Origin of the sequence: Acetomicrobium sp. S15 = DSM 107314 (assembly GCF_016125955.1) — a bacterium.
Lineage (GTDB): Bacteria > Synergistota > Synergistia > Synergistales > Thermosynergistaceae > Thermosynergistes > Thermosynergistes pyruvativorans.
The window spans coordinates 1-301 of the sequence record NZ_JADEVE010000425.1 but is presented as its reverse complement, the minus strand read 5'-3'; the positions used below and the strand labels follow the sequence as shown (position 1 = coordinate 301).

At 52.2% G+C, this 301-nt stretch carries 1 protein-coding gene; it reads right to left on the bottom strand.

Features of this window, described 5'->3' with window-relative positions; all coding sequences use genetic code 11:
- Positions 1-214: protein-L-isoaspartate O-methyltransferase family protein (locus tag EZM41_RS13175; RefSeq protein WP_446697852.1), on the bottom strand; the 214-nt coding region annotated here is incomplete at its 3' end.
- Between the last annotated feature and the right edge of the window lie 87 nt (positions 215-301).

Sequence of the window (301 nt, the reverse complement as noted above, 5' to 3'; positions counted from 1 at the left end):
CACCCAACTCCGCCAACACCGCCGCCTGGTAGCCCGAACCTGTGCCGATCTCCAATATCTTGTCTCCCGTCTTCGGAGCCAAAAGGAGCGTCATCTTGGCCACCATATAAGGCTGAGAGATCGTCTGGCCCGCCCCTATCGGCAGAGGCATATCGTCGAAGGCCTGATGCCGATGAGTTAAATCGAACGTTTGTATCCGGCCAATCTTCTTCAAGCATATTTAAATTGTTATCGGAAGGCATGTAGATTTTCCCATCAACTAATTTCAGGCCCCCTACCCACTCCGAGACATTTCCCACCA